Here is a 24586-nt window from a genome sequence, read left to right on the forward strand (position 1 = left end):
AGACCAGGCTGGTCACTACCTCTGCCGGGTATGTCTGTTTACAATGCCGACTGGTCCCCGACATTCTCCCGCTGCTGGACGTGTACATGGCTTTAACCCGCCTTCTTATAAAAGATTTCCGCAATATCGAGCAGGCCGATCTGGCGCTGGCACCAGGATTTAATTTTCTGATCGGTGCCAACGGCAGCGGCAAAACCAGCGTGCTGGAAGCGATTTATACGCTGGGTCATGGTCGTGCCTTCCGTAGCCTGCAGGCGGGACGTGTGATCCGTCATGACCAGCCCGCCTTTGTGCTGCATGGCCGCGTAGTGAACAGCGAACGTGAAATGGCGGTGGGGCTGACTAAAAACCGCGCCGGGGAAAGCAAAGTGCGGATAGACGGCAGCGATGGTCATAAAGTGGCGGAGCTGGCGCAACTGTTGCCGATGCAATTAATTACCCCGGAGGGGTTTACTTTGCTCAATGGCGGCCCCAAATACCGTAGAGCCTACATAGACTGGGGCTGTTTCCATGATGCGCCCGGCTTTTTCAATGCCTGGAGCAACCTGCGTCGGCTGCTGAAACAGCGCAACGCCGCGTTGCGTCAGGTCACGCGCTACAGCCAGATTCGCCCCTGGGACCAGGAGCTGGTGCCGCTGGCGGAACAGATCAGCCAGTGGCGCGCGGGCTACAGCGAGGCGATTGCCGCCGATATCACAGCGACCTGCGCCCAGTTTCTGCCTGAGTTTCAACTCGCTTTCTCCTTCCAGCGCGGCTGGGACAAAGAGAGCGACTATGCCGGGTTGCTGGAACGCAACTTCGAGCGCGATCGTGCGCTCACCTACACCGCCAGCGGGCCGCACAAGGCGGATTTTCGGATCCGTGCCGACGGCACGCCGGTAGAAGATTTACTCTCACGCGGGCAGCTCAAGCTGCTGATGTGTGCATTACGTCTGGCGCAGGGGGAATACCTGACGCGTCAGAGCGGACGCCGCTGCCTCTACCTTATTGATGACTTCGCATCGGAGCTGGATGAGAGCCGCCGTCGCCTGCTGGCGGCGCGGCTGAAAGCCACCCAGGCACAGGTCTTTGTCAGTGCCATTGGGACTGACCATGTTATCGACATGAGTGATGAAAAGGGCAAGATGTTCCGCGTGGAACAGGGTAAAATAGTGGTTCAACCTGAAGATTAAATGAGCGAGAAACGTTGATGTCGAATTCTTATGACTCCTCAAGTATCAAAGTTCTGAAAGGGCTTGATGCGGTACGCAAACGCCCGGGTATGTATATCGGCGATACGGATGACGGCACCGGTCTGCATCACATGGTATTCGAGGTCGTGGATAACGCCATCGACGAAGCACTCGCGGGTCACTGTAAAGAGATCGTGGTTACCATCCATGCGGATAATTCCGTCTCGGTTCAGGATGATGGCCGTGGTATTCCTACCGGTATTCATGAAGAAGAGGGCGTGTCGGCCGCAGAAGTGATCATGACCGTGCTGCATGCCGGCGGTAAGTTTGACGACAACTCCTACAAAGTTTCCGGTGGTCTGCATGGTGTGGGCGTGTCGGTGGTGAATGCGCTTTCAGAAAAGCTGGAGCTGACTATTCGCCGTGACGGTAAAGTGCATCAGCAAACCTATGTGCACGGTGTGCCGCAGGCACCGCTGGCGGTAGTAGGCGAAACCGAGCTTACCGGTACGCGCGTACGTTTCTGGCCAAGCCATGAAACCTTCACCAACGTCACCAGCTTTGAATATGAGATTCTGGCCAGGCGCCTGCGCGAACTGTCGTTCCTGAACTCTGGCGTCTCTATTCGTCTTGAAGACAAGCGCGATGACAAGAGCGATCACTACCACTATGAAGGCGGCATCAAAGCCTTTGTGGAATACCTGAATAAAAACAAAAACCCGATCCACCCGAACGTGTTCTATTTCACCACCGAAAAAGATGGTATCGGGGTAGAAGTGGCGCTGCAGTGGAACGACGGTTTCCAGGAAAATATCTACTGCTTTACCAACAACATTCCTCAGCGTGATGGCGGTACCCACCTGGCGGGCTTCCGCGCAGCGATGACCCGTACCCTGAACGCCTATATGGACAAAGAAGGCTTCAGCAAAAAAGCCAAAATCAGCGCTACCGGCGATGATGCGCGTGAAGGGCTTATTGCTGTGGTTTCCGTGAAGGTACCGGATCCGAAATTCTCCTCACAGACCAAAGATAAGCTGGTCTCCTCTGAGGTGAAATCGGCGGTGGAATCGCAGATGAATGAGCGTCTGGTAGAGTATCTGCTGGAAAACCCGAACGATGCCAAAATTGTCGTGAGCAAAATTATCGACGCGGCCCGTGCGCGTGAAGCGGCACGTCGCGCACGTGAAATGACGCGTCGTAAAGGTGCACTGGATCTGGCGGGCCTGCCGGGCAAACTGGCCGACTGTCAGGAGCGCGATCCGGCGCATTCCGAAATCTACCTGGTGGAGGGTGACTCTGCAGGCGGTTCCGCCAAGCAGGGACGTAACCGTAAAAACCAGGCGATTCTGCCGCTGAAAGGGAAAATCCTTAACGTGGAGAAGGCACGCTTCGACAAAATGCTCTCCTCTCAGGAAGTGGCTACGCTGATCACCGCGCTGGGCTGCGGCATTGGCCGTGATGAATATAACCCGGACAAACTGCGTTATCACAGCATCATCATCATGACTGATGCGGACGTCGATGGCTCGCACATCCGTACACTGTTGTTGACCTTCTTCTATCGCCAGATGCCGGAAATCATTGAGCGCGGCCACGTCTACATTGCTCAGCCGCCGCTGTATAAAGTGAAAAAAGGCAAGCAGGAACAGTACATCAAAGATGATGAAGCGATGGATCAATATCAGATCGCCATCGCGCTTGATGGCGCCACGCTGCACACCAACGCCAGTGCGCCTGCGCTGGGTGGTGAACAGCTGGAAAATCTGGTGGCTGAGTTCAACAGCACGCAGAAAATGATCAAGCGTATGGAGCGCCGTTATCCTGTCGCCCTGCTGCGCGCGCTGATTTATCATCCGACGCTGAACGACCTCGGCGATGAGAGCGCGGTGAAAAACTGGCTGGATACGCTGGTGGCTTACCTGACCGAACGGGAAGCGCACGGCAGTACCTATCTGGCGCAGGTACGCGAAAACCGTGAGCAGAAACTGTTTGAGCCGGTTCTGCGTGTGCGTACGCACGGTGTTGACACCGACTATCCGCTGGATGGTGAATTTATTCAGGGGCCGGAGTATCACAAAATCTGCGCGCTGGGTGGAAAACTGCGCGGTCTGATTGAAGAAGATGCCTTTATTGAACGCGGCGACCGTCGCCAGCCGATTGCCAGCTTCGAACAGGCGATTGAATGGCTGGTGAAAGAGTCGCGTCGCGGCCTGGCAGTTCAGCGCTACAAAGGTCTGGGTGAAATGAACCCGGAACAGCTGTGGGAGACCACCATGGATCCTGACAGCCGCCGTATGTTGCGCGTAACCATCAAAGACGCTATTGCTGCCGATCAGCTCTTTACCACGCTGATGGGTGATGCCGTTGAGCCGCGTCGTGCCTTTATCGAAGAAAACGCCCTGAAAGCGGCGAATATTGATATCTGACCCTGCAATCCCTTCCCGCCCGGGAAGGGATTTTTTTCTGTCTGTTTCCTCTGCCAGTGCTGGCATCCTTTCCGTATGGCTTCCCCGTCTCCGCTGAGTTTCCGGCTATTTCATTCTGTCGGGTAACTGGTCAACGTGAGCTGAATCGCGCTAGCATGCAGTTAACTGAATTGACCCTGAGATGACGAGGACGTAATGGCGATAAAACTGATTGCGATTGATATGGACGGTACTCTGCTTAACCCTCAACACCAGATCACCCCGGCGGTAAAAGCAGCCATTGGCCGCGCCCGGGATAAAGGGGTTTCCATCGTACTGGCAACTGGCCGGCCATTTGTTGGCGTTGAGCGTTATCTGATGGAACTGGACCTGCAGCAGGAAGGGCAATACTGCATCAGCAACAATGGTGCGCTGGTGCAGCAGGCGCAGAACGGCGACTGTGTGGCGGAAGTGACGCTCGGTTTTGATGACTATCTCTACATAGAACAGCTGGCGCGCGAGCTGGGTGTTCATTTTCAGGCGTTCGACAAAACGCATCTCTACACACCGAATAAAGATATCAGCGAATACACCATCCACGAAGCGAGCCTGACCGGCATTCCGGTGCGCTACCGAGCGGTTGAGGAGATGGATCCGCAGATGCGTTTTCCCAAGCTGATGATGCTGGATAAACCCGGCTTGCTGGATGAGGCGATTCGCCGTCTGCCTGCGCACGCACAGGAGAATTACACCATTCTGAAAAGCGCCCCTTACTATCTGGAAATCCTCAACAAACGCGTCAATAAAGGCGAGGGCGTGCGCATGCTGGCGGAAAAACTCGGACTGACGCAGGCTGAGGTAATGACGATTGGCGATCAGGAAAACGATTTGGCGATGATTGAGTATGCCGGTACCGGTGTGGCGATGGGTAATGCCATTGATGCAGTGAAGCAAGTCGCACAATTTATTACTAAAACCAATATGGAAGATGGCGTGGCGTACGCTATCGAAGAGCTGGTGCTGTAACCCTTCTTTCACGGACGGTGACCTGCCGTCCGCTTTTCCCCGGTCTCTCTGCCGCGCTTTTGCGCATAGATTGCCTGTTTTGTGATTCATATTGTAGTACAACTTACTTTGATGGTACTACAATGCGAGTCAGCAACGGAGGCAGTCGTTAGGCTTCGCGACATGAAATCAGTAAGCTGATGGCTCAATGTTTTCACGGAACGGAAAATCATGACGCACGAACAATTAAGCAAAACAGAGCGCATCATCCTGACGCTGGGTGAAGAGATTGTCGCCGGTAGGTATGTACCGGGCGCGCCACTACCGGCCGAGGCCGAGCTATGCGAACGCTTTGGCACGTCGCGCAATATTATCCGCGAAGTCTTTCGTTCGCTGATGGCCAAGCGTCTGGTGGAGATGAAGCGCTATCGCGGCGCTTTTGTGACGCTGCGCAACCAGTGGAACTACCTGGACAGCGACGTACTGCAGTGGGCGCTGGCGCACGATCACGATCCGCGTCTGATTGCGGCGATGAATGAAGTGCGTGTGCTGGTGGAGCCGCAGATTGCGCGCTGGTCGGCAGAGCGGGCTAACTCCAGCGATCTGGCAGCGATTGAGCAGGCTTATAACGATATGGTGGCCAATCACCTCGATCGTGAGGCCTTTAACGAAGCGGACATCCGCTATCACGAAGCGGTGATGTCCTCGGTACACAATCCGGTGCTGCAACAGCTTAACGTGGCGATCAGCCAGCTGCAGAAAGCGGTGTTCGCACAGACCTATATGGCGGACGAAGGCAACATGCCGCGTACTCTGGCCGAACATAAAGCGCTGTTTGATGCGATCCGGCATCAGGATGGCGATGCGGCGGAGCAGGCGGCAAAAGCGATGATCGCCAGTTCAACGGCACGACTCAAGGAGTTTATGTGACCAGCTATATCGCAATTGACTGGGGCTCCACCAACCTGCGCGCCTGGCATTATCAGCAGGAAGAATGTGTGGATGAACGTCGTTCGGAAGCGGGCGTCACGCGCCTTGAAGGCCGCACGCCTGCGCAGGTGTTTGCCAGCGTTACCGCAGGCTGGCCGGTTAATGATGTCCCGGTAGTAATGGCTGGCATGGTGGGCAGCAACGCTGGCTGGCAGTCGGTGCCCTATTTATCCTGTCCGGTCGCGCTGGGCGATATCAGCAGCCGTCTGACGCGCGTAGAAGATAAAGCGTGGATCGTGCCGGGATTGTGCGTTGAACGTGACGGGAACTACAACGTCATGCGCGGTGAAGAGACGCAATTGCTGGGTGCGCTGAGCTTACAGCCCGCGTCGTTGTATGTCATGCCGGGCACGCACGCTAAATGGGTACAGATGGCACAGGATCGCGTGCTGGACTTCCGTACCGTAATGACCGGCGAGCTGCATCATTTGCTGCTGAAGCAGTCGCTGATTGGTGCGGGGTTGCCGGAACAGGAATCGAGCAGCAGCGCGTTTCTGGATGGCGTGCAGGTGGGCAGCAACGATGCGTCGATTCTGGCGCGTTTATTTGAAGTGCGCGCCGCGCATGTGCTGGGCGCACGCGATCCGCGCCATATCAGTGATTTCCTGTCAGGATTATTGATCGGCCATGAAGTGACGCTGATGGCGCAGCAGATGATGAGCAGCCGCCAGCCGATCACCCTTATTGCAGGCAGCGCACTGGCGCAGCGTTATCAACAGGCGCTGACCTTTATTGACGTGGATTCAGTCACGCTGGAGGGCGATCGTGCCTTCCAGCAGGGAATGAGGAGTATTGCGAATGTCCTGGCAAACTAAAGTTCCGCTGATTGCCATCCTGCGCGGTATTACGCCGGATGAAGCGGAAGCGCACGTAGGCGCCTTAATCGACGCCGGTTTTGATGCGATTGAAATTCCGTTGAACTCACCGGAGTGGGCGAAAAGCATCGGCGCGATGGTCAAAACCTTTGGCGATAAAGCGCTGATTGGCGCTGGTACGGTACTGAGCCCGGCGCAGGTGGATGAACTGGCCGCGCTCAACAGCCAACTGGTGGTGACGCCAAATACCGATGCCGCCGTTATTCGTCAGGCGGTCGCCAGAGGTATGATTGTCGCCGCCGGGTGCGCCACCGCCAGCGAAGCTTTCACCGCCTTACAGGCCGGTGCGCAGGCGCTAAAAATCTTCCCCTCCTCGGCCTTTGGCCCGGGCTACATCAAAGCGCTGAAAGCTGTGCTGCCGCCTGAGGTGCCGGTGTTTGCCGTAGGTGGCGTTACGCCGGAAAACCTCCATGAATTTATGGCCGCAGGCTGCACTGGCGCCGGTCTGGGCAGCGATCTCTATCGCGCTGGCCAGCCGCTGTCGCGCACGGTAGAAAAGGCCCGCGCATTTATTGCTGCTTATAAGGATGCTGTACGATGAAAATTACCAAACTGACCACTTATCGCCTGCCGCCGCGCTGGATGTTCCTGAAAATTGAAACCGATGAAGGCATCGTTGGCTGGGGCGAGCCGGTAATTGAAGGGCGCGCGCGCAGCGTCGAAGCGGCCGTGCATGAGCTGTCGGAATACCTGATTGGCCAGGATCCGGCGCGCATTAACGACTTGTGGCAGGTAATGTACCGCGGCGGCTTCTATCGCGGCGGCCCGATTCTGATGAGCGCCATCGCCGGTATCGATCAGGCATTATGGGATATCAAAGGTAAAGCGCTTGGCGTACCAGTATATCAGCTGCTCGGCGGCCTGGTACGCGACAGCATCAAGGCGTACAGCTGGGTGGGCGGCGATCGTCCGGCGGAAGTGATTGATGGCATCGCAAAATTGCGCACTATCGGTTTTGACACTTTTAAGCTGAACGGTTGTGAAGAGATGGGTGTTATCGATAACTCGCGTAAGGTGGATGCGGCGGTCAATACTGTGGCGCAGATTCGTGAAGCCTTTGGCAGCGAAATTGAATTTGGTCTCGATTTCCACGGCCGCGTCAGTGCGCCAATGGCGAAAGTGCTGATTAAAGAGCTGGAACCTTATCGACCGCTGTTTATTGAAGAACCAGTACTGGCTGAACAGGCGGAATACTATCCTCGTCTGGCGGCGCAAACCCATATTCCTATCGCGGCGGGTGAACGTATGTTCTCGCGTTTCGAATTCAAACGCGTGCTGGAAGCGGGCGGCCTGGCGATTCTGCAGCCGGATCTGTCGCATGCAGGCGGCATCACCGAATGTTACAAAATTGCGGCAATGGCGGAATCCTTTGACGTGGCGCTGGCCCCGCACTGTCCACTTGGCCCGATTGCGCTGGCCGCCTGTCTGCATGTGGACTTCGTGTCGCGCAATGCGGTATTCCAGGAGCAGAGCATGGGAATTCACTATAACCAGGGCGCAGAGCTGCTCGATTATGTGATTAATAAAGAGGACTTCAAAATGGACGACGGCCATTTCTATCCTCTGAATAAACCAGGCCTGGGCGTGGAAATTAACGAAGAGCTGGTTATTGAGCGCAGCAAAAACGCACCTGACTGGCGTAACCCATTATGGCGCTATCCGGACGGTTCTGTCGCTGAATGGTAAGTAAGCCCCGCTAAAAATAGTGTAAATCAAAGATAAAAATGTGCCGGTGAAAAGGGCGCAGGGCGACGCTCACCCCTTTTTCACCGCATTACCGGAACACAGCAACGTCAGGCGGGGATATCTCTTTGCCGGTTGGCTGCGGACCCGCTTCACCGCTGCGGCGGTTTTACTCTCGAAAACGATGCCCTGCCAGGCAGATAACCTGCCTGCAAGATTACGGAGAAACACCATGGATCTCTCTGCTGTTAATACCAAACCGACGCGCCGGCGTTATATTACGTTACTGATGATTTTTATTACGGTGGTTATTTGCTACGTAGACCGTGCGAATTTAGCCGTGGCTTCAGCGCATATTCAGGAAGAATTTGGCATTACCAAAGCGCAAATGGGTTATGTCTTTTCTGCCTTTGCCTGGTTATATACGCTGTGCCAAATCCCGGGCGGCTGGTTTCTCGACCGCGTCGGTTCCCGCCTGACCTATTTTATTGCGATTCTCGGCTGGTCCGTAGCGACATTATTTCAGGGTTTCGCCACCGGCTTATTGTCATTGATTGGTCTGCGTGCGATTACCGGCATTTTTGAAGCCCCGGCGTTTCCAACCAATAACCGCCTGGTCACCAGCTGGTTCCCGGAGCAGGAGCGCGCTTCTGCCGTCGGTTTTTATACCTCCGGACAGTTCGTGGGACTGGCCTTCCTCACACCGCTGCTGATCTGGATTCAGGAACTGCTGAGCTGGCACTGGGTGTTTATCGTGACCGGCGGTATCGGCATCATCTGGTCGCTGGTGTGGATCAAAGTCTATCAGGCGCCGAGCCAGAGCAAAAGCATCAACCAGGCAGAGCTGAATTACATCCGTGAAGGCGGGGCGATGGTCGATGGCGACGCGCCGGCAGCGAAAAAAACGCGTACTCCTCTTACCGCTGCCGACTGGAAACTGGTGTTTCACCGCAAACTGTGCGGCGTCTATCTCGGGCAGTTTGCCGTTACGTCCACGCTGTGGTTCTTCCTGACCTGGTTCCCGAACTATCTGACCCAGGAAAAACAGATCGCGGCACTCACCGCCGGCTTTATGACCACCGTGCCGTTCCTCGCTGCCTTTGTCGGCGTGATCCTCTCCGGTATCGTGGCCGATCGCCTGGTGCGCAGCGGTCGTTCGCTCGGCTTTGCGCGTAAAACGCCGATCATTTGTGGTCTGCTGATCTCCACCTGCATCATGGGCGCGAATTACACCAATGATCCGGTATGGATTATGGCCCTCATGGCGCTGGCGTTCTTCGGCAACGGCTTCGCCTCGATTACCTGGTCTCTGGTATCGTCACTGGCACCGGTGCGCCTGATTGGTCTGACCGGCGGCGTGTTCAACTTTGTCGGCGGGCTGGGTGGTATCACCGTACCGCTGGTTGTCGGCTATCTGGCGCAGGACTACGGGTTTGCCCCGGCACTGGTCTATATCTCCGTGGTGGCGCTGATTGGTGCGCTCTCCTACATCCTGCTGGTGGGCAATGTGAAACGCGTTGGCTAACTGCTGCAAGCGCTGTAACCCCTGCCGGGCCCGTGCGGCCCGGCATCCCACACGCAGCAAAAGTGCTGCGTCGTGCCGCAGAATCGCGTAGTTTGTTCGGCAACTGTCAGATGTAAGGTTGCCTCATGTCAGAAAAACAACTCACCTTTGCCCCGCGTCATCATCAGCTGACCAACATCAATGTCTGGACTGCAGACAGCCAGTGGCTGGCGTTTGATGTGCGTCCCTCCGGCGCTGCGTTTACCGGCCTTACGATTGAGCGTGTCCATGTGGCGAGCGGCGCGCTGGAAGTGCTGTATCAGGCGTGTGACGGTGCGCATGTTGGCGTCGTTACCGTCAGTCCGGACCTGCCACCGCGCTATGTCTGCATCCACGGTCCGGAACATCCCGATGCCCGCTGGCATTACGATTTTCACCACCGGCGCGGCGTGATCATTCAGGATGGCCGCGCAGAAAATCTCGACGCCTGTGATATCACGCCGCCCTTTACGCCCGGAGCACTGCGTGGCGGCTCACACGTTCATGTATTCAGCCCGGACGGCTCACGTCTGAGCTTTACCTACAACGATCATGTGATGCATGAGAAAGATACGGCTGAAGATCTGCGTAATGTGGGTGTCGCGCTGCCGCTGCATCCGGTCTGTCCGCCGAAGCAGCATCCGCGGGAATATGATGGCAGCCACTATTGCGTGCTGGTCAGCCAGACGCAGCGCGATCCGCTGCCGGGCAGCGATCAGATCGACCGCGCTTACGAAGAGTGCTGGATTGGCGATCGTGGCTATCAGAAGCCCGATGGCCGCTGGCAGCGCTGGGCGATCGCCTTTATTGGCGATACGCGTGCTGCCAACGGTGACAAAGTGCCGGAAGTGTTTGTGGTGGACTTACCGGAAACGCTGGCCGATTACGCCAGACCAGGGACATCGCCGTTACAGGGGACGCCCGATAAGCTACCCGCGCCGCCCGCAGGCGTGCAGCAACGACGTATTACGTATACCCGGGGCCTGGCGCTGCAGCCGCGTCACTGGTTACGCGCCTCGCCAGACGGCAGTGCCATCGCTTTTTTACTGGCAGACGATAATGGCGTGGTGCAGCTGTGGACGGTCTCGCCGAACGGTGGACCTGCACGTCAGGTGACGCAGCTGAGCAGCAGCATTCAGTCTGCTTTCAGCTGGCAGCCGGCAGGCGAGGCGATTGCCTTTATCTGCGATAACAGCGTGATGCGCTGCGATGTCGCCAGCGGGCAATGCAGGCGCCTGACGGCCCGCAGCGATCTGCCCCCCAGTGGAGATGCGGTGGTCTGGTCGCCGGATGGACAGCAGATCGCCTTTATGCGTGAGGTGGACGGCTGGCGTCAGCTGTTTACGGTGACGGCCGTCTGACCGGCATTGGCGCGGCATGCGAGAGGTGATCTTGCGTGCGCGCCAGCTTTTCGCTTTGCCGGACGCGTTCGCGTGGAGAGTCGAGGGTTTTATCATCATCGGACCGCAGGTAATCCCAGGGCAACAGCAGAGTATCCATCAGCGCTGAGAAGGGCAGGTCGATCAACGCCAGCGGCTTCAACGCCCAGCTGGTATTGTCATCCACCAGCATATCGGCGCTGGCGCGCGTGCCGGAGTAGTAACCCTGACTGGCACCGGTATGAGACATGACGCTGGAGCAACCTGTGGCGGCAAAAGCGCAGCCGATTAACATCCCTGCCAGCGGAAAACGTTTCATCATCTTCATTTTCATCATCCCTTCAGTCGTGGCGATCGTCTGGCTAATATGATCGCCTGACATCACCCACATGCTGTGGTGATTCCGTCATTACCCGGTCAATTTAACCCTGAGTCTATGACATTTCACCTTATTTGCTGAAAAAATTTGTCTTTGAACGCTTGAAAAAACTGACTCTGTACCCATTTTAAAAGCACGGTCAGAAACGCTGTCGCCGACAGGGACACGAACAGGCCGGACAACCTGTCCATGGTGGAAGGTTGCCAAAACTTGCTGACTATCAGGAGTCTTTTTATGCGTAATTTTGATCTCTCTCCGCTTTATCGTTCTGCCATCGGTTTTGATCGTCTGTTCAACCTGCTTGAAGCGAATCAGAACCAGTCAAACGGCGGTTATCCTCCGTACAATGTTGAGCTGGTAGATGAAAACCACTATCGCATCACCATTGCGGTGGCCGGTTTTGCGCAGAGTGAACTGGAAATCACTTCACACGACAACATGCTGATTGTGCGTGGCGCGCATCCGGAAGAACAAACGGAGCGTAAATATCTCTATCAGGGGATTGCCGAGCGCAATTTTGAGCGCAAATTCCAGCTGGCCGACCATATCGTGGTGCGTGATGCACGTTTAGAAAATGGTCTGCTGAGCATCGATCTGGAGCGTATTCTCCCCGAAGAGATGAAACCGCGCCGGATTGAAATTCTGAGCTAATTCGCCTGTCGAAAGCTAACAAAAAACGCCGCTGCAAAGCGGTGTTTTTTTTGCCTCCGGCAGCGAGGCTTAGTGTTGCAGGCGTAGCCGCAAGCGTTGTGTCAGCCTGCCGCCAAACAGATTCACCAGCAGCCCCAGAATAACTATCGCCGCGCCCACAGCCTGCTGCACTGACAAACGCTCGCCCAGCAACAGCGCCGCACTGAAAATACCCACTACCGGCACCAGCAGCGACAGCGGCGCAATACGCCAGGTTTCATAACGACTGATCAGGCGGCCCCAGATGGCGTAGCCGATAACAGTAGCGACCAGGGCCAGATAGATCAGCGCCAGTATCGTCTGCAGTGAAATATGCATCAGGCTGCTGGCGATCGCCGCTTTACCTTCAAACCACCAGGAGCAGGCGAAAAAGGGAATGACCGGTACCAGCGCGCTCCAGACCACCAGTGACATTACCGGGACCGGATGGTTGCGCATAATGACTTTGTTGGTGATATTGCCCAGTCCCCACGACAAGGCGGCGGCCAGCGTAAGCAGCATTGTGGTCAGCGTAATGCCCGCTGTCGCCTGCCCTTGCATACCGGCGCTGGCCAGCATAAACATCCCCACGCTGGCCACCAGCGCGCCGGCGATATGGTTCCAGCTCAGTTTCTCTCCCAGCAGCAGCGCGCCAAGCAGAATGGTAAAAAACGCCTGCGCTTGCAGTACCAGCGACGCCAGCCCGGCGGGCATGCCAAGCTTAATCGCCAGAAAAAGAAAGGCGAACTGACCAAAGCTGATGGTGATGCCATAAACCAGCAACCAGCGCAGCGGGATGGACGGCCGTTGGACAAAGAAAACCGCCGGAAAAAAGACCAGGGTGAAACGCAGGCCAGCCAGCAAAAAGGGCGGCATGCCCTGTAAGCCCAGCTTGATGACCACGAAATTCACCCCCCAGGCCACCACAACGCACAGCGCTAACAGCATATCTTTTACTGACATAACCTCATCCTTTCTGCCTCGCTCAGGCAGTCGCGGTGGTCACCGGCGTTGCAATCTCAGTACAGCAGTTACCAGTGATACGAAAATAGTCGTTCGCCGCCAGCGCGACAGATTTATCCAGCACGCCGGCATTGAACCAGAGGGTGCCCACCTCACGCAGGCGGCTATCCACACAGAGCGCTAACCGATCATCAAAACTGAACGGCGGCACCGCTCCCATTTCGCACCGGGTTAAGGCGGCGGCCATGTTGGGCGGCGCAAAGCGCGATTTCTTGCCGCCGATAGCCCGTGCAGCCGCCTTGAAGTTAATTTTGCAGTCGCCGGGTACGACCGCCAGCAGGTAGCGTACGTCAGCATCCGCAGGCATCGTAACCTCAAGCACCATAGCTTTTGCCGCCTGTTGCAGCGCATTGCCGCGGATGGCGCTGATAGTCTCGGTTTGTCCGACAGCCTCATGCGCTACCAGCCGATAATCCGCCTGCTGGCGATCCAGTAGTCCGATCACTTTTTCAAATGTTGTCATACCCCAGTCCCTCCGTCACGGCACCAGCCTCAGCTCCAGGCGATGGCGTGCTTCATTTTTTTATCGGTCAGGCCAAAGAAAAAGCCCATCGTAATGCGTGTATCACCCTCTACCCGATCAATCTCGTGATAAAAAGCGGGATTAAACAGGTAGATATCACCGCTGCGCGGTGAAAACTCGCAGGTTTCGCTACCGGTGATGACCGCCCGCTGGTAGCCCAGTTCACCCGGAGTCTTGAAGCGTTCATCCTCCGGAGTCCACTTTTTGTTGTAAATGCGCAGCGCGCCGCCGGCGTTGCACTCCTGCAGGCAGACCACGCAACCCAGCTGATGCAAAATCTCACTTACCACCAGGCCCGTGCCAGCGGCATCACGCACAATATTGTCATTATGCAGGGGGTTGGCCACGCCATCGGCATGAAAGCGCACCACAGAACCGGCATAATCCCCCAGGCGCGGCTCGCTGGCGGTTTGCAGGCTCTCCAGCTTCAGCACATGTTTCACCCAGCGATAGACCTGATCACGCAGCGCATTCAGGGAGTGAGGCAGCGCAGGCTGAATATCCCGCAGTTCGGTAAAATAGTTTTCCGGCGCAGCGGTATGCTTCGCCAGATAGGGTCCCAGCGTGGTCAGCGCCCCGTTGGGGTAGTGAGAGACGCGAATCTTTTCACGACAATGCTGCAGATCCGTCACCACCGCAGTGCGCACGTCCGGATCAAGGAAATGTCGCAACACCAGCAGCGGCACGCGTGCCGTGACGATGTCGTCCAGCCAGGTTTTTTCTACAAACATCTCCGGATTGATAACGCGTATCTGATTGAAAATAGCCACAGTATTCACTCCCCAAAAGGAATCTCATGAAGTTCATGATTACGCATTCGGCGCCATGTTGACGCTTCGCCCAGTGCTGGAATCTGTTCAGACGCTATAAAAGTGCTGCCGTGTTGCTGGCAGAGCTGCATGGTGAAATAGTCGGGATAAGGGGTGTCATCGGGATACCATTGCCAGGCCCAGGCTTTTTCAGGCGTCACGATAATGGCATTGCCTGCACTGCCTCCCGGCGCCACCTGCGCCATTTTGCTGCGCAGATAGTCGCGGGTGAAATCTGCGGGTGTGATGCGATCCACCAGATAAGCCAGATACTCCTCTGAATCGAAACGCGATTCCGCCAGGCCGAGTTGTACATAAAGGGTCGGCAGAAAGCCGTTATGCATCATGTGCCACTCGGTGGCGCCGCTGGCGCGCCGTAGCGGATGGGAAAATTCAATTCCCTGGTTTTTACTCAGGGTGGCATGGCGTACATGCACCGACAGAAAATCGGTGTGAATGGCCGTCAGGTCGATATCCGGCAGGGCTGCGGCAAAAGTACCAGTGCCATGCAGCGTACGGATACGCCCCTTATCGCGCCACAGGCAGCCCCAGCCGTTGGGATGCTCCCGGATCGGCCCATCATGACAAGCAGTTTCCCCGCAGCTCATGGCGCGCGCGGCGTCCATCACGGCGGCAACCTCAAAACGGCCGTGCGCCAGAATCATTCTGCACATAACAGGTTCCTCCGCCGGATGACAGGGTGTGCCTGGATAATCTGCTGAAATACCGCCAGCACGTCATCACGCGCCGCGGCAGTCAGGTGAAAAGTGGAAAGCATAGCGGCATGGCGCGTCAGATCGTTGTTCGGGGCAGAGCGCGGCAGCAGACTGCCGCACTGATGTTGTTCGATCCAGCGTTGTGCCCGTAACAGTTGCGCAGGCTGTCGCAGACGCAACTGACCCACGGCGCGCATCTCGTGAGTAAAACGCAGCGGTGGCAAACGCAGTCCGGCCTCAACAGAAAAGGCCAGCTCTGCCCAGTTGATCCCGGTAGCCTCCTGAACCAGATTCACTACCCCCATGCCGGAAAGGCGGAAACCCATCTCAAGAAAATGGGGTACGCCATCCACCACAATAAAATCAATATGAAACGCGCCCTGATGGTAGGCGAAAGTTTCACAGCAAAACGCCATCAGGCTGGCAAAGGGGGCGGGCAGGGCATGGGCGGCAACCGCCACATGTCCCGCCTCATAAAAGCTGATGCCGCCATCGCCGTCGCTGTGCTGCTCAATCACTTTCTGACAGCAGGTCAACGCCAGCGCCCGGCCATTATGCACGATGCCCTGCAGCGAATATTCATCGCCCGGCAGCCAGCACTCGACGATAAAGCCGGAAAAGCGTCGTCCGCCATCGTTTACGGTTTCCATCAGCCTGGCGATCACCTGATCGAGCTGACTGGCGCGTTGAAGCAACCAGATCCCCCGCCCGCCGCCGCCATCGACCGGCTTGATGACACAGGGATAAAGCAGCGCGTCGCGTGCAGCAAGAATGCTGAGCGGCGAGGCAAAGAAGCGAAACTCGGGCTGCGGAAAACGTGCGCACGCTTTTTTCAACGCCATACGCTGTGCATACTTGTCCAGCGGAACGAAGTCGTGCCCGGCCGTCGGACTCGCCAGCATGGCCCGCACCCGGCCTGCGCTGGCGTTACAGGCATCAAAACCCGCCACCACTACCCGGGGAGGCTCCAGCAGACCGGCAGCCAGATAAGCCTGCATCACTTCCCAGGGTTGTTCCGGGCGATCGAGGCGCAGAATCAAATCGAACGGCAGCGACAGGTGGTCGACGACATCCGCTGTTTCCGCCAGTACGGTAAAATACCCTTCACGTTTTGCCACCGCGCTGTAAGGGTTCTGGCCATCACGCGAGGCGCCAATCTGCAGAAAAATCTTTCTCACTGGCTCGCCTTACCGGATCAACGTCCGGAGATCACTTCTGTCACGGTATCGCGCAGGTAACCATTGTTAACCTGAATCACCGCTTTATGCGGATCGAAGCGCAGTATGCGCGACAGCGGATCCTGGCTTTTCCCCTCCAGCAGCGAACTGACCTGCTTGCTGCGCCAGCAGTGACGCATCTGCGTCAGCGTCAGGCCGGAAAGGGCAGCAAGCTGTTGCGCCAGGCGCGCATTTTCGCCGTCGCCGCTCAGCAGCGCGCGAATCGCCTGTTCATCCAGCGCCAGCTGTTGCTGCGTCAGCCACAGCGCCAGCTGTTTGCCCTGTTCGACAAAAGGCGAATAGATCATGCAAATCAGCTGCTGTTCAGTCAGGCCGAACGCCTGTTGCGCAAAGTCAGCGGCGCGTTGTCGCTGGCGGCTAACAGCCTCGTCATCCTGGTAACGGGCGGCCATTGCATCTATCAGTGGCCGGGGAAAATCTTTCTGCACCATTAATCCCAGCGCAAAGCGTACATATTCACGAATGCCTTCGGCGTAGCTGCGTTGCAGCAGCGTTTCGGCACGCAGTCCGCGAATATGCGCCATCAGGGTAGGATTACCGCAGTCTGACTCAGAAAAACTGAACATCAGATCATCAAAGCGGAAATGCATAAAGTCGGTGAGCAACGCCCAGTGCGCGCCCGCTTCATAGGCGGTGTCCTGATAGATGTTGAAGAACAGCGGATCCCGCGCCAGCTGATGCATGATGCGATGCGCCGCTGTCACCTGATCGGCTCCGTAGATTTCTGCAAAATAGCGCTGCGCCACGCCATCCAGCGTTTGCAGGAACCCGCTGAAGCCGCGGGGCTTAGCGGCGGGCGCCGCGTCAAACAGGCGGGCAAGATGGCGCGCCCAGGCGAGATAGGCGGTTTGTTCCTGCGGCGAATCGCCGGTGATGATCATATCGACGCCACCTGCGTAGTCTGCCGCCAGGCCAAAGGAGTTCGCCATGCTCAGGTTGCAGGCGTTACAAAAGGTGGAGCGGGCGTCAGCGCGAAAGCGGTGCCCATTCATCAGCACATCGCTGCGGTTCTGCTGACGCACGGCGTCAGGCAGCGGCAAATCGCGTGTAAAAGGGCGGATAAGCAGGCCGTCAGTGACCAGGCACTCGACACATTCATCTTTATGGATACGCAGCGCCTGATAAACGCGATCGATATTCTCCATCACGCTGTGATTCATCGCCGCATGACGATTGGTACTGATACGCAGGCGAAAGGTATTGCCATACTGTTGCCACAATAATCCCTGAATATAGCGAACGTAAGCGACCATATAGCTGCTGTCTTTGCCGCCGCCGTAAGCGAGCAATACGCGGTTACGCTCAAGCTGATCGGGATGCGGCAAGGCGGCCAGCAGGCGACGGGAACAATGTTTAGCAGAATCGATAATTGCAGGAGAAAGGTAGCCTGCTATTTCGCGCATCATGAGGGAAAGATTATCCATTTTTCACTTTTCCTTTGGCCAGTAAAATCGTAAAAACGAAATTAACGCTCTGATTCCAATGTAAATACGCCATATAAGTGTCAGGGGGATGAATAACCCGATGCTGATAATGCTGACCTGCTGTTAAGCGCATCGGCAAAGCGCGCCGCGGTGGGTTAATAATTAAGAGATGCAGCTTAAACTACTTTGAATGTACTCTGTTGAATACGCACAGATCAGTACGATATGGGGTGTAACAGATGATCGGGGAAAGGGAAGATCAGGAGAGTCATTATAGTCGTTACCGCCAGATAGCAGAACAGATCAAGCGCGCCATTGACGCAGGCTCACTGCCGCCCGAGAGTCGTTTACCCTCGGTACGAACGCTGGCGACGCAATACAGCGTCAGCCTGACGACGGCGTTAAAAACCTTGCGCACCCTTGAAGATGAACGTTATGCCGTGGCGCGCCCAAAGTCGGGATTTTTTGTGGTGTCGCGCCAGAGAGGAGCGTCCCGCACAGTGCCGCAGGTTGAGCAACAGGCGCGTACGGTGGCGCCGCTGGATGAGCAAACCGAGCTGCATCTGGCGATGGTGGGATCCGACTGTCGCGTGCGGCTTGATCTGGCTAATGGCGACAGTTCGCTCTATCCGGTACGCAAGCTGGGCCTGCTGATGCGCCAGATGGGCTACAGCAAACCGGCACTGCTGGGCAATACGGTGAAAGGTACCGGTTATGCGCCGCTGAAGGCGGAGATTGCCCGTCGGGCGGTGGAGTATGGCTGTAATATCAACGCCGACGATATCCTGATCACCAATGGCTGCATTGAGGCGATTTCCCTGTCGCTGCGCGCTACACTGAAACCCGGTGATGTGGTCGCGGTAGAATCCCCCTGTTATTTCGTCCTGCTGCAGATGCTGCGTAACCTTAATCTGCGAGTGATTGAGATAGAGGCCGGGCCGGAAGGCTATGTGAACGTGGAAAAGCTCACCGGCCTGTTCCGGCGTCACGCGGTGCAGGCGTTTCTGACCATCAGCAATATCAATAACCCGCTGGGGAAATGCATTCCCAATGAGCAGAAAGCCTATATTGCCCGTCAGGCCGACGAACACGATGTGGTGATTGTGGAGGACGATATCTTTGGCGATACGGCGTTTGGCGAACGGCGTCCTTTTCCCATGCGCGCCTTCAGCCCGAATGCGATTTTATGCAGCGGCTTCTCCAAAACCGTTGCGCCAGGGATTCGGATCGGCTGGGTGCACAGCGTTAACTACATGCGCAAAATTGCGTCGCTGAAATACACTTCCACCATGGGCACCTCGGTACTGTCGCAGGCCGCCATTGCTGAACTGCTGCGCAACGGCGGTTATGATGCGCATTTACGTAAGCTGCGGCGCGAACTGGCGCGCCAGATCCAGCAGATGCGTCAGGCGGTGCTACGCTATTTTCCGTCCGGTACGCGGGTGTCCGATCCGGAAGGGGGCTATGTCTTGTGGGTAGAGATGCCGGACGGGGCGCTTAATGTACGCGCCCTGTTTCTGAAAGCGCGCAATGCCGGCATTGGTATTGCGCCCGGCCATATTTTTGCCACTGATCACCGCTACGATCGCTGTTTCCGGCTGAACGCCGGCTTTGGCTGGAACGACGAGGTGGAACAGGCCATCAGGCAGCTGGCGCAGTGGTGTCAGCTCTCCGTAAGCGGAGTGGCATCAGCGTAAAAGCCCGCCCGTCAGCAGGAGACGGACAGGCTCAGGCTCAGGCTTGCCAGGCGTTCTCGATCTCTTCGGCGAGAATTTGCACCGCGCGCTCAATCTGCTCAGCATCAGGCACATAGTTCATGCGCATACACTGGTGCATATGGGGCCAGGGCTGTTCCAGTCCGGGGAAGAAAAAGTGACCGGGCACCATCAGCACGCCACGCGCCTTCAGCCGCTGATACAGGGCTTCGGTGGTGATCGGCAGATCGCGGAACCAGAGCCAGAGAAAAATCGCGCCTTCCGGCTTGTGGATCAGGCAGCGATCTTCCGACAAATAGCGGCGAATCAGCGCAATAGTTTCAAGCACTTTCTGATGATAGAACGGTTTGATCACTTCTTCCGACAGGCGCAGCAGGTCGCCACGCTGAATCATTTCACAGGCGATGGCCGGGCCAATACTGCCGGGCGCCAGGCTGATAATCCCGTTCATGTTACTGATGGCGCTGATGGTTTTTTCATCCGCAATGATAATGCCGCAGCGTGATCCCGGCAGGCCGAGTTTCGACAGGCTCATGCACAGAATAATATTGGGATTCCACAGCGGACGCGCCTCGCTGAAGATAATGCCGGGGAAAGGCACCCCGTAAGCGTTATCGATCAGCAGCGGCACCTGATGCTGCTGCGCCAGCGCATCCAGCTGTACCAGCTCTTCATCGGTAATCACGTTGCCGGTGGGGTTGGTGGGCCGTGAGACGCAGATCAGCCCGATCTCCTTGCTCAGCGGCAGCCGCTCAAAATCGACGTGATATTTAAATTGTCCTTCCGGCAGCAGTTCAATATGCGGTTTGGCGGAGACAAACAGGGACTCATCAAGCCCGGCGTCGGCATAACCCAGATATTCCGGCGCGAGAGGAAAAAGCACGCGCTTTTTGCTGCCGTCGGCGCAGCGGCCAGCAAACAGGTTAAACAGATAGAAAAAAGCGCTCTGGCTGCCGTTGGTGAGGGCAATATTGCGCGCCGAAATGGACCAGCCCAGCGAGTTACGCAACTGCGTCGCCAGCGCTTCCAGCAGGGTCGCTTTGCCGCGTGGACCATCATAATTGCAGAGCGCGTCGGTCAGTTTGCCCGCGCTGTGCATCTCTTGCAGCAGCTGATGAAAATAGTCGCTCATCGCCGGGATCTGCGCCGGGTTACCACCGCCCAGCATGATGGTGCCTGGCGTACGCAGGCCTGCGCCCATATCTTCCATCAGACGTGAAATGCCGGTATGGCGGGTGAATTTATCGCCGAACTGGGAAAAGCTCATAAGGTGTAAATGATGTGTAATGACTGAGTGGGGATCCACCATAGCGCCCGGCTGACCCGGGCGCAATGGTTACAGGGAAAAGGTGATAAAGAACGGCTGGACGCTTTACTTCACAACCTGCGGATTTACGCAGTTTTTCCTGACATTGCCCTCCAGCGCGGCAATCAGATTTTCTACCGCATCCTGCATCATGCCGTAACGGGTTTCATGCGTGGCCGAGCCAATATGGGGCAGGGTCACCACATTGGGCAGCTTCAGCAGTTCTGAATCCGCTGCGACCGGCTCCTGCTCAAACACGTCCAGTCCTGCGGCGTGGAGGGTACCGGCTTTCAGGGCGGCGATCAGTGCCGACTCATCGACCACCGGGCCACGACCCGCATTGATCAGAATGGCGTCCGGCTTCATCAGCTTCAGCTGGTCTGCGCCTATCATATGGTGCGTCTGTTCGGTCAACGGCAGGCTGATGCAGACGAAATCGCTCTCTTTCAGCAAGGTCTCCAGATCGCAGCCGCGGGCAGAGAAGCGTTCTTCAGCTTCCTGATGCGCCTTGCGGGCGTTATAGAGCACTTTCATGCCAAAACCAAAATGCGCGCGCTGCGCCAGCGCCATCCCGATTCGGCCCATCCCAAGTATACCAATGGTTTTATGATGTACATCCACGCCAAACTGCTGCGGTCCGATGCTCTTTTTCCACTGGCCCGCTTTAACCCAGGCATCCAGCTCCGTTACCCGACGCGCGCTGGCGAGCACCAGTGCCATCATGGTATCGGCGACAGTTTCGGTAAGCACTGTAGGGGTATGCATCAACACAATACCGCGCTGGTTTAACGCATCCACATCAAACTGGTCGTAACCGACCGAGATGGTCGAGCAGGCGCGCAGCTTCGGCATTTTCGCCAGCAGATCGGCATCCACTTTCTGGCTGGAGCCGATCAACCCTTCCGCCGTACGGAACGCATCCGCATAGACGTCCAGATTCTCTGGCGTCAGTCCGTCGATCTCTGTGACGGTGAAGTGCTCATCAAGGCGGGCACGCAGGTCATCCGCTAATTTTTTATAGAGAATTACAGAAGGCTTCATAAAAAGTTCCCTGTCGAATGCGTGGCGGGGGACACAGAGTCCCCCGGGAAGCGTTACGCTATTTCAGCCGTTTTCAGGCATGGCGGGCATCAGGTACCGGCGGCTGTTTGGTATTGGCAGCCGGTTTCACAATCAGTGTCAGCCAGACCGAAATCAGCAGCGCGGAGCCCATAAAGATATAGGAGGCGGCCGGGCTGCCGGTAGCGCCATTCAGATAGCCGACGATCCAGGAGCCGATGAAAGAGCCCAGCGCGCCCATACTGTTAATCAGCGCCATGGCACCACCCGATACGTTGCGCGGCAGCATCTCCGGAATGATGGCGAAGAAGGGACCGTAAGGCGCGTACATCGCAGCACCGGCAATCACCAGCAGGGTATAAGAGAGCCAGAAGTTATTGGATCCCACCATATAAGAGCCGAGGAACGCCAGCGCGCCAATCAGCAGCAGCGGCCAGACGAACAGTTTACGGTTCTGGGTTTTATCGGAAGCCCAGGAGACGACAAGCATCGCAATGGTTGCAGCCAGGTAAGGCACGGAAGAGAGCCAGCCCGCTTCCACCATGCCCATGGCGGTATTGGCCTCACGCAGAATAGAAGGCAGCCACAGTACAAAACCGTACACGCCGATGCTCCAGGCGAAATACTGCATGCAGAGGATAATGACGTTACGGTTTTTAAAAGCTTCGCCGTAATTGCGTACCGCCTTGATATTCTCCTGCTCTTTCAGCAACTGGGCCTGCAGCGCGGCTTTTTCCTGATCGCTCATCCAGCGCGACTGTTCCGGTTTATCCTGCACCATAAACCACCAGGCGACCGCCCAGAGAATGGCCGGGAAACCTTCAATGATGAACATTTCACGCCAGCCAAAGGACTCAATCAGATAGCCGGACACCACCGACATCCAGAGCACCGTCACCGGGTTACCCAGGATCAGGAAAGTATTGGCGCGTGAACGTTCCGATTTGGTAAACCAGTTACTGATGTAAATCAACATGGCGGGCATCACTGCCGCTTCCACCACGCCCAGGGCAAAACGGATCGCCGCCAGCATCGGAATATTACTTACCATCCCGGTCAGTGAGGCACAGGCGCCCCATAAAATCAGGCACCAGAAAATCAGCTTCTTCACGCTGCGGCGTTCAGCATAGATAGCGCCAGGGATCTGGAAAAAGAAGTAGCCGAGGAAGAACAGGGCACCCAGCAGCGACGACATCCCCCTGGTGATATTTAAATCATCATTGATACCGGCAGCTGAGGCGAAACTGAAGTTCGCCCGGTCCAGATACGCCAGACTGTAGGTAATAAACACGATGGGCATAATATACCACCAGCGTTTCGGGGCGATTGTCTGCGTTTTCATGGTTGTATCCTCTGTTGAGGTAGTGGGCGCACGCTGATTTCCAGGGAACGGCTGCGCCTCAGGTCTTATTGCCGAACTGGCATGCAGATGATGATGGCGATCAATAATCGCCAAGCTGAGCGCGCGTGGGTAAACCTTCGCTGTCGCCGATCACCTGAATGGCCAGAGAACCGATTTTATTGCCGCGACGGATCGCCTGCGGCAGGCTTTTCCCTTCCAGTAACGCGCTGATCACGCCGACAGCAAAGCCATCACCCGCGCCGACGGTATCGACCACGTTATCCACCCGAATCGCTTCCACCTGGCCTTTTTCGCCCGAGGCGGTTTTGTACCAGGCACCTTCACAACCGGTTTTGATTACCACCGCTTTTACCCCTTTATCGAGATAAAAATCGGCAATGGCTTCCGGCTGACGGTAGCCGGTCAGGATCTCGCCCTCTTTTTCGCCGGGCAGCACCCAGTCGGCCCAGGCCGCCAGTTCGTTAAGCTGGGTACGCATCTCCTCTTCGCTGCGCCATAGCACCGGACGCAGGTTAGGGTCAAACGAGATGGTTTTGCCCATGGCGCGCATCTCTTTTGCCGTATACTTCAGCAACGCCAGCGAGCTGTCGGACAGGGCTGCCGCCACACCGCTCAGATGCAGGTGCCGCGCGGCACCAAAGTAGTCACGATTGAAATCTTCCACGGAGAGATGACTGGCTGCAGAGCCTTTACGAAAATATTCCACCACCGGATCGGAGCCATCATCCACTCTGGATTTCAACTGAAAACCGGTCGGATAACGGCTGTCCGCTGTGACCTGACGATGGTCAACGCCCTCTTTTTCTAACTGCTGGCAGGCATAGCGGCCAAAAGAGTCATTGCCGACGCGGCTGACCCAGCCCGTTTTCAAGCCAAGACGCGCCAGACCAATGGCTACGTTCAACTCGGCACCGGCAATCCGCTTCACAAAGGCTTGTGCGGATGCCAGATCGCCGGTTTCGCTGGCGACAAACATCGCCATCGCTTCGCCGATAGTCACCACATCCAGGGTGCCGTTTTCATGAGTCGTCATGATCTTTCCTCAACAATTGCGCAGCAGGTCAACATAGTGGCGGGGAACCCCCACCAAAACCTCACCCTCCCGCGGGGATTTGATACCGCGCGGCCCAGGGGCCGGCGGGGGGTTGTGGGGGGTGGGCCCGCCGGCCTCCGCGGCCTTTTGGGGTGTTTCCCCGAAAACGGCACCGGGGGGGGCGGCGGGCCTCCTTTCTCTTTTTCACATCTTACGCCGCCGACGACGTCTCGCGGGGTGGTCGCAGCGGGCGGCCCTCCGGGTGATAACAAAATCA

General features: G+C 56.7%; 22 protein-coding genes. 11 read left to right on the top strand and 11 right to left on the bottom strand.

Translation table 11 applies throughout. From position 1 onward, the window contains the following. The first annotated feature begins 86 nt into the window (after nucleotides 1-86). From recF to E0E17_RS07405, 9 genes are all read left to right on the top strand, one after another. Nucleotides 87-1172 (top strand): DNA replication/repair protein RecF, encoded by a 1086-nt coding sequence (gene recF / locus E0E17_RS07365; protein ID WP_130832961.1) that lies wholly within the window; start codon nucleotides 87-89, stop codon nucleotides 1170-1172. Nucleotides 1173-1189: 17 nt separating this feature from the next. Continuing rightward, nucleotides 1190-3598, top strand: coding sequence for a DNA topoisomerase (ATP-hydrolyzing) subunit B (gene gyrB, locus E0E17_RS07370; RefSeq protein WP_130832963.1), 2409 nt, complete (start codon nucleotides 1190-1192; stop codon nucleotides 3596-3598). Nucleotides 3599-3793: 195 nt separating this feature from the next. Then, on the top strand, nucleotides 3794-4603 hold the full coding sequence (gene yidA, locus E0E17_RS07375; RefSeq protein WP_130832965.1) for a sugar-phosphatase: 810 nt from the start codon (nucleotides 3794-3796) through the stop codon (nucleotides 4601-4603). Between the two features lie 210 nt (nucleotides 4604-4813). Next, nucleotides 4814-5512, top strand: coding sequence for a FadR/GntR family transcriptional regulator (locus E0E17_RS07380; protein WP_130832967.1), 699 nt, complete (start codon nucleotides 4814-4816; stop codon nucleotides 5510-5512). Beyond that, nucleotides 5509-6387 (top strand): 2-dehydro-3-deoxygalactonokinase, encoded by an 879-nt coding sequence (locus tag E0E17_RS07385; protein ID WP_130832970.1) that lies wholly within the window; start codon nucleotides 5509-5511, stop codon nucleotides 6385-6387. Before E0E17_RS07380 ends, E0E17_RS07385 begins: the two co-directional genes overlap by 4 nt. Next, nucleotides 6371-6988 carry a 2-dehydro-3-deoxy-6-phosphogalactonate aldolase gene (locus E0E17_RS07390; RefSeq protein WP_130832973.1) on the top strand — a complete coding sequence of 206 codons (618 nt, stop codon included), beginning with the start codon at nucleotides 6371-6373 and terminating at the stop codon, nucleotides 6986-6988. Before E0E17_RS07385 ends, E0E17_RS07390 begins: the two co-directional genes overlap by 17 nt. Then, nucleotides 6985-8133 (top strand): galactonate dehydratase, encoded by a 1149-nt coding sequence (gene dgoD / locus E0E17_RS07395; protein ID WP_130832975.1) that lies wholly within the window; start codon nucleotides 6985-6987, stop codon nucleotides 8131-8133. The genes E0E17_RS07390 and dgoD overlap by 4 nt, the downstream gene beginning before the upstream one ends. A gap of 229 nt (nucleotides 8134-8362) precedes the next feature. Then, nucleotides 8363-9655, top strand: a complete 1293-nt coding sequence (locus tag E0E17_RS07400; RefSeq protein ID WP_130832977.1) for an MFS transporter — start codon at nucleotides 8363-8365, stop codon at nucleotides 9653-9655. Nucleotides 9656-9780: 125 nt separating this feature from the next. Beyond that, nucleotides 9781-11034 (top strand): YidR family protein, encoded by a 1254-nt coding sequence (locus E0E17_RS07405; protein WP_130832979.1) that lies wholly within the window; start codon nucleotides 9781-9783, stop codon nucleotides 11032-11034. Here E0E17_RS07405 and E0E17_RS07410 read toward each other — a convergent pair. Further along, nucleotides 11015-11380, bottom strand: coding sequence for a YceK/YidQ family lipoprotein (locus tag E0E17_RS07410; RefSeq protein WP_130835486.1), 366 nt, complete (start codon nucleotides 11378-11380; stop codon nucleotides 11015-11017). The genes E0E17_RS07405 and E0E17_RS07410 overlap by 20 nt on opposite strands. A gap of 285 nt (nucleotides 11381-11665) precedes the next feature. Here E0E17_RS07410 and ibpA point away from each other — a divergent pair, with 285 nt between their 5' ends. Continuing rightward, nucleotides 11666-12082, top strand: coding sequence for a small heat shock chaperone IbpA (ibpA, locus tag E0E17_RS07415; RefSeq protein ID WP_130832981.1), 417 nt, complete (start codon nucleotides 11666-11668; stop codon nucleotides 12080-12082). Nucleotides 12083-12151: 69 nt separating this feature from the next. Here ibpA and E0E17_RS07420 read toward each other — a convergent pair whose 3' ends face one another. From E0E17_RS07420 to E0E17_RS07445, 6 genes are read right to left on the bottom strand one after another with little or no spacing between them, the layout of a single operon-like run. Continuing rightward, a complete protein-coding gene (locus tag E0E17_RS07420; RefSeq protein WP_130832984.1) occupies nucleotides 12152-13063 on the bottom strand; it encodes an EamA family transporter in 912 nt (303 codons plus the stop codon). A gap of 22 nt (nucleotides 13064-13085) precedes the next feature. After that, on the bottom strand, nucleotides 13086-13586 hold the full coding sequence (locus tag E0E17_RS07425; protein WP_130832986.1) for a YbaK/EbsC family protein: 501 nt from the start codon (nucleotides 13584-13586) through the stop codon (nucleotides 13086-13088). A 29-nt stretch (nucleotides 13587-13615) separates the two neighbouring features. Beyond that, entirely contained in the window at nucleotides 13616-14416 is an 801-nt protein-coding gene (locus E0E17_RS07430; RefSeq protein WP_130832988.1) for a 2OG-Fe(II)-dependent halogenase WelO5 family protein, read from the bottom strand. Between the two features lie 5 nt (nucleotides 14417-14421). Continuing rightward, the gene (locus E0E17_RS07435; protein ID WP_130832990.1) at nucleotides 14422-15129 is read right to left on the bottom strand and encodes a class II glutamine amidotransferase domain-containing protein; all 708 of its coding nucleotides are present in this window, start codon (nucleotides 15127-15129) and stop codon (nucleotides 14422-14424) included. Further along, nucleotides 15117-16349 carry an ATP-grasp domain-containing protein gene (locus tag E0E17_RS07440; RefSeq protein ID WP_130832993.1) on the bottom strand — a complete coding sequence of 411 codons (1233 nt, stop codon included), beginning with the start codon at nucleotides 16347-16349 and terminating at the stop codon, nucleotides 15117-15119. The genes E0E17_RS07435 and E0E17_RS07440 overlap by 13 nt, the downstream gene beginning before the upstream one ends. A 17-nt stretch (nucleotides 16350-16366) precedes the next feature. Next, nucleotides 16367-17833 (bottom strand): hypothetical protein, encoded by a 1467-nt coding sequence (locus E0E17_RS07445; RefSeq protein WP_130832997.1) that lies wholly within the window; start codon nucleotides 17831-17833, stop codon nucleotides 16367-16369. A gap of 239 nt (nucleotides 17834-18072) precedes the next feature. Between E0E17_RS07445 and E0E17_RS07450 the strand changes: the two genes are divergently transcribed. Next, nucleotides 18073-19530 carry an aminotransferase-like domain-containing protein gene (locus tag E0E17_RS07450; protein WP_130832999.1) on the top strand — a complete coding sequence of 486 codons (1458 nt, stop codon included), beginning with the start codon at nucleotides 18073-18075 and terminating at the stop codon, nucleotides 19528-19530. Nucleotides 19531-19567: 37 nt separating this feature from the next. On the opposite strand, the gene E0E17_RS07455 is transcribed toward E0E17_RS07450, so the two are convergent. The 4 genes from E0E17_RS07455 to E0E17_RS07470 all read right to left on the bottom strand — a co-directional run bounded on the left by E0E17_RS07455 (nucleotide 19568) and on the right by E0E17_RS07470 (nucleotide 24309). Next, the gene (locus tag E0E17_RS07455) at nucleotides 19568-20815 is read right to left on the bottom strand and encodes a valine--pyruvate transaminase (RefSeq protein WP_130833001.1); all 1248 of its coding nucleotides are present in this window, start codon (nucleotides 20813-20815) and stop codon (nucleotides 19568-19570) included. Between the two features lie 105 nt (nucleotides 20816-20920). After that, nucleotides 20921-21895, bottom strand: a complete 975-nt coding sequence (ghrB, locus tag E0E17_RS07460) for a glyoxylate/hydroxypyruvate reductase GhrB (protein ID WP_130833003.1) — start codon at nucleotides 21893-21895, stop codon at nucleotides 20921-20923. A 73-nt stretch (nucleotides 21896-21968) separates the two neighbouring features. After that, nucleotides 21969-23255, bottom strand: coding sequence for an MFS transporter (locus E0E17_RS07465; protein WP_130833005.1), 1287 nt, complete (start codon nucleotides 23253-23255; stop codon nucleotides 21969-21971). A gap of 100 nt (nucleotides 23256-23355) precedes the next feature. Continuing rightward, on the bottom strand, nucleotides 23356-24309 hold the full coding sequence (locus E0E17_RS07470; RefSeq protein ID WP_130833007.1) for a sugar kinase: 954 nt from the start codon (nucleotides 24307-24309) through the stop codon (nucleotides 23356-23358). Between the last annotated feature and the right edge of the window lie 277 nt (nucleotides 24310-24586).

The organism is [Erwinia] mediterraneensis (assembly GCF_900604315.1).
Lineage (GTDB): Bacteria > Pseudomonadota > Gammaproteobacteria > Enterobacterales > Enterobacteriaceae > Pantoea > Pantoea mediterraneensis_A.